5 protein-coding genes are annotated in these 8770 nt (G+C 42.8%); 1 reads left to right on the top strand and 4 read right to left on the bottom strand.

Annotated features, from left to right (window positions below; all coding sequences use genetic code 11):
* On the bottom strand, positions 1 to 112 hold a 112-nt coding region (locus E5342_RS18135), incomplete at its 3' end, for a glycosyltransferase family 2 protein (protein WP_135960001.1).
* A gap of 134 nt (positions 113 to 246) precedes the next feature.
* Entirely contained in the window at positions 247 to 2016 is a 1770-nt protein-coding gene (locus E5342_RS18130; protein ID WP_135960000.1) for a tetratricopeptide repeat protein, read from the bottom strand.
* 561 nt (positions 2017 to 2577) lie between these two features.
* Between E5342_RS18130 and E5342_RS18125 the strand changes: the two genes are divergently transcribed.
* Positions 2578 to 3954, top strand: a complete 1377-nt coding sequence (locus E5342_RS18125) for an MATE family efflux transporter (protein WP_005863698.1) — start codon at positions 2578 to 2580, stop codon at positions 3952 to 3954.
* A gap of 44 nt (positions 3955 to 3998) precedes the next feature.
* Here the strand turns inward: E5342_RS18125 and E5342_RS18120 are convergent, their stop codons facing one another.
* Together E5342_RS18120 and E5342_RS18115 are read right to left on the bottom strand one after the other, a co-directional pair.
* Positions 3999 to 5666 carry a RagB/SusD family nutrient uptake outer membrane protein gene (locus tag E5342_RS18120; protein WP_135959999.1) on the bottom strand — a complete coding sequence of 556 codons (1668 nt, stop codon included), beginning with the start codon at positions 5664 to 5666 and terminating at the stop codon, positions 3999 to 4001.
* Positions 5667 to 5683: 17 nt separating this feature from the next.
* Entirely contained in the window at positions 5684 to 8698 is a 3015-nt protein-coding gene (locus E5342_RS18115) for a SusC/RagA family TonB-linked outer membrane protein (protein ID WP_135959998.1), read from the bottom strand.
* Positions 8699 to 8770 lie beyond the last annotated feature (72 nt).

Raw genomic sequence — 8770 nt, 5'->3', positions numbered from 1 at the left:
CCACCACGATAACCTCAAAATGGACATAGGTTTGCTTGCAAAGGCTTGATAACAGATCATCAAGCTCATCCGGCCTGTTATAAACAGGAATAATAATGGAGTATAAACGCATATCTTTTGTATAAAAGTCTAGCACAAATGTAGACTCATTTTCATACATAGTCAAGGAACACACATGGACAAATCAAGACCAGATAGCACTGATAATCAATAAATTAAAAACACACATATGGACATCCCCTGTTTTTAGTACTCTTTGAGATATTGATCTAGTAAGAAACTTACGTCGGAAGGTATTTGTTTGCTTTTTTTGATACGCTGTTTGATACGCTGTTTCTGTTTGGATACAGACTCGGGGAGAGAGTTCGCAAAAACAGCTATTTGGGAAGAACTGAACCCCATCTTGATTAAGCAGCAATATCGCTTATCTAATTCGGAGAAATCAGGGAAATCTTTCTCTAACCGTGTATAGAACTGATGGTATTGCAAGTTTGTCCAGTTTATGATTAATGACCAATCTGCATCCTTCAGATATTTAGGATGCTCTTTTAGGTCTTTCAATTTATCGAAATAAGGTAATTGCTCATCTAGTTTCTTATATGAGGATTTCAGTAGCTCTTCATATTTCTCTATCTCTTTATGGGACTCCGCATTTTGATCCAATAAACTTTTATTCTCTGAAACAATCTCATCGATTTCCTGCTGTTTATTATTTAACGTGGCGATCAATTGCTCATTTTCCTTTATACGATTCTCATTCTCTTTTATCGATTCCTTGTAAATTCGTATTTGCTCTCTAGCATGCGCTAAAGATTTTTCCTTCCGCAATACACGATATTGATAGACGATTATAAGAATCAACAGAACCGCAGTGACAAACAAGCCGATTATCTCTTGATTCGTTTTTTCTAGTTTTAGCTGGTTATTTATGTTCAACAATCTCTCATGATCATACCGAGCCTGAATTTCAGCCAATTCTCCAGCATGATTTATTACCTGTAGCGAATCTGAGTAAATAAGATATTGGTTATTATATTCTATGGCCTCCTTGTAAAGTTTTTGTTCTACACATATATAATATAACACCTCATAGGCTTCATTTAGCGTATACAAATTGTCTGTTTCTAATGATTTCTGAAAGTAAACCTTTGCAGAGTCTAGTTGCCCCAAACTCCAAAAAGCACTACCTATCTTGTAATATACTTGAGGAAGCTTATGTAAGGAAGATATTTGTAAACATAAGTCAAGCTCTTTTCTAGTGTAATGTAAAGCTTTTTCTCCTTGACTTAATTTATTATAAACAACGCCTAGCTCTCCCATAGCCATAGCTTCGAGCTCTATATTACCTAACCTTTGAGCATTATCTAATGATTTACCAAAATAGAACAAGGCACTATCCATCTCATTTTTATGCACATAAGTTCTTCCTAGTTCTGATAGAGCATAAGATATCCGTTCTCCATTTCCTGATCGTAATGCGTATTGATAAGCATCCTTTAATTGTACCAACGATTCTTCATAAAGATCTTGATAACGATACATATTTCCCAATGATTGGCAAATCAGATAAGTAAAAAGCGGCTCATCCAACTTTGTCATCATTTCTTTAGATTTTAGAAAGAAAGGCATCGCTTCCGTTATTTCTTTCTGATCCTTCAATAACTGTCCCTTATAATAATACGTTTGCGCCATTCTTTTCAAATCTCCCTCCTTCTCGAAATAATCCATCGCATCTTGAACCAACTTATCCGAGGAAGGGATATTCAACGAATCCGGAAGGCGTTTACCATATACCTTATCCCGGGCTTGTGCCAACAATAGTGCCCAAGTAGCATAGTTCTTTCCGCTTGAAAGTGATGATTGAGGCATAGAACGTAATATAGATAGAGCGCTATCCGGATGCTCCCACATAACAGATTCCGCACGAGATAATTCCGCTGGTAATGGTTTTTCTTGGCGCATACAAGAAAAAAGGGTAGCGAAAAGTAGCAAAGTCAGTCCTAGTGTTCTCTTCATTTAGATTACAGTTTACAACTTAAACGCAAGTTATAAAATTTATTTTATAAATACCACTAAAATATTTGTTTTTCAATAGTGATTTTGAGATACGATCAGCCAGCAGGGAGACGCGGCACACTACGTATCTACTAGTTGTATTATGTATTTAAAATATTAGCATATAAGCATTTGCAGTTTTTTATGGTAAAAAACAAAAGTTTATCAAGCAGAAAACTTTTGTTTCCCTATATAGAAACTAAAGTTTCTTCAGCACGAAACTTTTGTTTTCCCTAATAGAAACTACTTTTACATATATAGGCACTACGACACACGAACCTAAACGATAATTTGGTTTCTTGCGTTTTCTATCAAAACATGGTAGATAAAGAATGATAATTGTAGATATTTTCTATCTACAACCACTATATAAGATGTTTATTTATAAGGCATATAAGAAGGAATTGTAGATGTGGTAGATATTAAGTGTTTTTTATTAACTGGTAATTTATGGAACTCGATTATATAATCCAACAAGTTCTTGTAACTTTGCAGCCATTTTAATTGAAATCCCGATTGAATATGAAGAACAAATACGAGGCTAGGCTAGGTACGGAACGTATGCTACCGCTGGTTTTCAAAATGGCGCTTCCGGCGGTAGCGGCCCAATTTGTCAACTTACTTTATAATATCGTAGATCGTATCTATATCGGGCATATTCCCGAGATCGGGACAAACGCTTTGGCCGGTATAGGGGTGACCACCTCCATCGTGATCTTGATCTCCTCTTTCTCCGCTATCGTGGGAGCGGGAGGTTCGCCGTTAGCGGCTATCGCTCTCGGGCAGGGCGACCGGGAACGGGCCGGAAAAATAGTGGGAAATGGATTTATATTGCTTATCCTATTTACTATATTCACTTCCCTCATCACCTATACCTTCATGGAACCGATCCTGCTTTTTACAGGAGCATCAAAATATACGTTAGGATATGCGGTGGATTATCTCTCTATTTATTTACTGGGCACTCTGTTTGTCGAGATATCCACGGGCTTGAATGCCTTTATCAACGCACAAGGGCGTCCGTCTATCGCTATGTGCTCGGTTTTGATTGGGGCTTTATTGAATATCGTATTAGACCCTATCTTCATTTTCTGGTTGGATATGGGGGTAAAAGGCGCCGCGCTCGCCACGATCCTATCGCAAGCTTGCAGTGCCATATGGGTATTGAGCTTCCTTTTCTCAAGACGTGCCTCCTTGCCTTTGGAAAGGCGGTATATGAGACTGGACCGAAGAATCGTACTCTCGATGTTCGCTTTGGGAATTTCTCCGTTCATCATGGCCAGCACGGAGAGTCTGGTCGGTTTCGTCTTGAATAGTAGTTTGAAAAATTTTGGCGATATCTATGTGAGCGCATTGGCTATCTTACAGAGTGCCATGCAATTCGCTAGCGTACCGCTGACCGGTTTCGCCCAAGGATTCGTACCGATCATAAGCTATAATTACGGACATGGAGACAAACAGCGGGTGAAAGATTGTTTTCGTATCGTGCTAATCGTTATGTTCTCTTTCAACTTGATACTCATGCTATTCATGATCTTATTCCCCTCAACCGTAGCCTCCGCTTTTACAAGCGACGAGGAGTTGATCGATACCGTCCGTTGGGTCATGCCCATCTTCTTGGCGGGTATGACGATTTTTGGCTTACAACGAGCTTGCCAGAATATGTTCGTAGCGTTGGGACAAGCTAAGATATCTATCTTTATCGCCTTGCTTCGTAAAGTAATCCTCTTGATTCCTTTGGCATTACTATTACCTCATTTTATGGGGGTAACCGGCGTATATGCGGCAGAAGCCGTATCGGATGCCACGGCCGCTATTTGCTGTACGTTGTTATTTATATGGAAATTCCCGAAGATACTAGGGAAAATCAAGCAAAAAGAAGAAAGGGCTGCCCAATAACGGACAGCCCCCTGATAAAGCCTTAAAGATTAAAATGAATCGTATTAATATCCCGGATTCTGTGTCAAGTTAGGATTCAGGCTAAGGATATCGGCATAGATGGAGAATACCGTTGTATATCCCGTCTTATCCTCTTGATAATCCAGTGAGCTGGCGGAATGTTTCACGCCTACATAACGGTCTACCGTAGCCTCGGTAAACTTACCGAAACGGATCAAATCCTGCCGGCGTACGCCTTCCCACGCTAATTCAAGCATACGCTCGTCTAATAGCGTATCCAGCGTTACGTTTTGTAGCGGTTTGGCGCCTACACGATTACGAACTTGGTTCACCTCATCGTCTCCATTCTGTCCCAGACGAATCTTGGCTTCCGCCTTCATCAGCAACGCGTCGGCGAAACGGAAGATCACGCAATCATTTCCATGCAAGTTTCCACCATCCTGAGCATTCTGGTCGAACTCATATTTAGCCATGCGGGCACCGGCGGTCTTCACCAACAAACCATCGGAGGCATCCATATATACCTTCGGGGCGTTCGGCTCATATTTCAAAGGAATTTTCTGTCCGTCCCATTCCGTATAGATCGTCTTTCCGTCCGGGCCGGTCACCTCGCCCGTAAAATAAGTAAGCTTACAACGAGGATCCTCATCCGCCGTACCGAACTTAAACACGTTCATCGCCTTCACCGTAGCGCAAGAACCATTCCATCCGGATTGTCCGTAAGCGGTTGCATGATCATAATGGCGGGTACGTACCAAATTGTAGTCCTTAACGTCCGGATAAGCGACCGGGTCCATAGGAACCGTGAAAATATTCTCAACCGAGGTCTCGTTCGCTACGGCGAAATTCTCCGAGAAGTTTCCCTGCAACTTATAGCCCAAAGCCTCCAACTTATCCACATAGGCAATCGTAGCTTCCCAAGCGTTCATCTCTTTACCGTCAACGGTAAACTTGATGTTCTTTCCATCCGGACGATTGCCGTCCGTCCAATTGTCGTCCGCATAAACCTCCGCGTTCAACGCCAACTTAGCCAAGATCATATAAGCGACCGGCTTGGTAATACGCCCGTAATATTCACCTTTTTGGTTACTGTGGCTATCCGAAAGATAAGGCAACGCCTCTTCCAACTCCGAACGGACAAAGTTAAATACAACGCTACGCTCAGATTGCTTTACCTCAGACATCAGTGTCGTAGAGGAAGTTACCAACGGAACACGAGCGAACAAGTCCAACAACTCATAATAGAAAAACGCACGGACCGCCCGAACCTCTTCCAGATAAAACTTGAAATATTCCACGTCTGGTTGTTCCTCGGCAAAGGCCTGCAACTTATCAACACTCTGGTTGCATTTTCCGATCTGCTCATACAAGAAATCCCAAGAGTTCTTGGTCAAATCATTCATCGTGCCCCAACGGTGTAAGAAAATATTCTGCCATAAACCGCCATCTTCCCAGTCGCCGATACGGCAAGGAAGCATAGCCTCATCGCTGGAGAACGTATTCAGGTCATATACATGACGATCGTTACCGATGATCTTAAACATATTATTGTACAGGCTCGCAACCGTGTTTACATAGACCAACGTAGGGCTTTGAAACGCCGTCTCCTCATCAAACGCATCTGTAGGACGCTCTTCCAAAAAATTAGAACAGGAAGAAAATGCCGCGGCGGCAGCGGCTATCATAAAGCTATATATAAATTTCTTTTTCATGACTCTTTATAATGGATTTAGAAGTTAACACTCAAACCTAATGAATACGTACGGGATAACGGATAGAAACGTTTGTTATCCATACCTAGGTCATTATTATCTTTATCGACCGTCGTACTGTTAATCATCGGAGACAAGCCGGAGTAACCCGTGATCGTAGCCACGTTGTTCACCGAGAATGTCACACGGATATTCTTCACGTATTTCTCGATCTTCTTGCAATCGATATTATACCCCAACGTAATATAATCAATATTCAAATAATTACCCTTCTCCAACCAATAATCGGAGATCGACTGGTCGTAGATCTTGCTTTCCGGAGCCTTAGCCAACGCGTTGTATGTAGGGAACTGGCTCAAGTTCATATAAGCTAGCGATGTACCATTGAAGATTTTATGACCGAAAGCGCCGTTCATCTGCGTCATCAAGTCAAAGCGTTTGTAGCGGAAGCTGAAGTTCATTCCCAGATAATATTTTGGCATGGCTTGTCCAGCGATATAACGGTCGCCACCATCATTGGTATCCAAACCCTCTTTTCCATCGATCGTCTGATCCAAGTTGTAGATATAGCGGCCTTCGATAGCGTTTCCATTCTCATCCAACGCCGGGGTCAAGCCCAAGCAACGAGGAATGTAGAACACTCCGACAGGCTGGCCTACCATCTGATAAACCACACGGTTGTTTCCTACGAAACCGGCACCACTCATACTGGACAGATCCATATATTGTTTCGCCTGCAACTCTTGTCCCATATAAGAACCGCTCAAGGAGTTCAATTTATTCTTCTGGTAAGAGAAATTCACGCCCATGTTGAAATCGAAGTCTTTGGTCTTCACGATACCACCGCTTACAGCCAATTCCACGCCGGAGTTGGTCATCTCTCCCAAGTTCGCCAATAATTCCGGATATACGAACGGAGGAACCGGAACCGCGTATTTATACAACAGATCCGTAGTCTTGGAAGTATACCAATCGGCGGTCAACGTAAAGCGGCCATCGAGGATACCAGCGTCCACACCCACATCGAATGTCTTTTTCACCTCCCAACGCAAGTCCGGGTTCGAGTTACGTGTAAAGCCATAGGTAGCGGTAGAATTTCCATTGACGGAAGTCACACCGTTCGGGCTCATCAAAGCCAACGAGTTATAAGCCTCGATAGCATCTTGGTTACCGGTCAGACCATAACCCGCACGTAGTTTCAACTGGCTCAGCCAATCCACATCTTTCAAGAAAGCCTCCTCATTCAACACCCAAGCGGCGGAAGCGGAAGGAAAGAAGCCCCATTTATTATTCATACCCAATTTAGAGGAACCGTCCGCACGTAAGTTCACGGTGACGATAAAACGGTTGTCATACATATAATTGAAACGACCCATGAATGAGGCCAGACGATTCTCGTTTTGGAAAGAAGTCACGTCTCCGTATTTCACTGTACCACCCGCTTTCAGGTTGTTATAACCGAAATAATCCGTCTCAAAGCCACGGGCACCGGCACTAAATCCCGTATAGTGATATTTCTGTCCCTCAATCAAGCCCAAAGCGTCGATATGATGTTTCTCGTTCAGATCCTTATTATAGGATAACTGGATATTACCCATCAAGATATTCTGCTTATTATCCGCACGGTAACCATGAGCGTCGGAAGTCTGCGTAATCGCCTTCAAATCTTTCGGGATATACTTCATGTTCTCCTTCACGTTATACGTATAAGAGCCGAATGCGCTCAGTTTCAACCCGTCCAATATCGTCCAAGTCAATTTACCGTGTACGTTCACGTAAGCGTTCTTCTCACGATCCTGTATCTCAAGACGTCCCAATGGGTTCTGGATTTCGTTCGCATAAGGGTCCTCATCCCATTTGCCATCCTCATTCTTATGCGTAGGGAAAGTTGGGTTGTAAGTGGCGGCCGAATAGAAAGTTTTCTCATAATCGTTCGTATAATCCACTTGTTTCAAGGAACCGAACATACCGAACTCAATTTTCAACTTATTGTTGAACATATTCTGGGAAGCGTCCAGTTTAGCCGTATAATTTTTCATACCGCTATTCTTGATAATACCCTGTTGATCGATCACGCCAACAGAAGCACGATAATTCGAATCGTCGTTACCCGCACCGAAAGAAATGTTATGATTCTGCGTATAACCCAATTGCTCGATCTCGTCGAAGAAATTCGTATTACCTCCCATATCCAGCGGAGTCATGCCCAATGCCTTCGCCGTAGAACGGAACTCATCGGCAGATAACATCTTCAAGTTCTTATAAACGTTACTGATACCGAAGTTGCTGTTATAACTCAACGTTTTCATACCGTTCTTACCTTTCACCGTAGTCACTACGATTACACCGGCGGCACCACGTGAACCATACTGAGCGGTCTCAGAAGCGTCCTTCAAGATCGTGAACGTCTCGATGTCGGCGGGAGCGATCGCGTCCAACATGCTCAAATCACCGAATACGCCATCGATAATCACCAAGGGATCATTACCACCGGACAAAGAGGTCGTACCACGTACACGGATAGAAGGCTTAGAGGCAGGGTCGCCACCCGTCTTGGAGATTACTACACCGGCAACCTTACCTTTCAAGGATTCCAACGGCGTATTCACCACACCTTGGTTCATATCCTCTTTCTTGATACGCTCTACCGCACCGGAGATCGTACGCTTGCTACCGGTAGCGTAACCTACTACTACCACCTCGTCCAACGCCTCTACATCCTCGTCCAGAATGATATTCAGGTTCTGCTGTCCATTTACCGGGATCTCTTGTGATTTATAACCGATATAAGAGATGGTCAGAGTCCCATCTTTCGGGGCTGCCAACGTGAAATTTCCGTCTATATCGGAAATCGTACCATTCGTTGTTCCTTTCACAAGGATACTAGCTCCAATAATCGGATCGCCGAATTTAGAGTCTTTCACTACACCTTTTACGGTAATGTCTTGAGCATAACTGCTAAAGGAAAGAAAAAGTCCCAAAAGAAGTAGGAACAGACCTCTTTCCCGCAAAGAGAAGAAATGCTTTTTCATGCTTTACAATTTAAGATTAAGTAGTTATTCATAATTATTTCACCTATGTCGAAATTACATTATCTTTGCCTC

This window comes from Parabacteroides distasonis, assembly GCF_004793765.1.
Taxonomy (GTDB): domain Bacteria; phylum Bacteroidota; class Bacteroidia; order Bacteroidales; family Tannerellaceae; genus Parabacteroides; species Parabacteroides distasonis_A.
The sequence above is the reverse complement of the archived record's forward strand: the minus strand, read 5'-3'. Positions and strand labels throughout refer to the sequence as shown.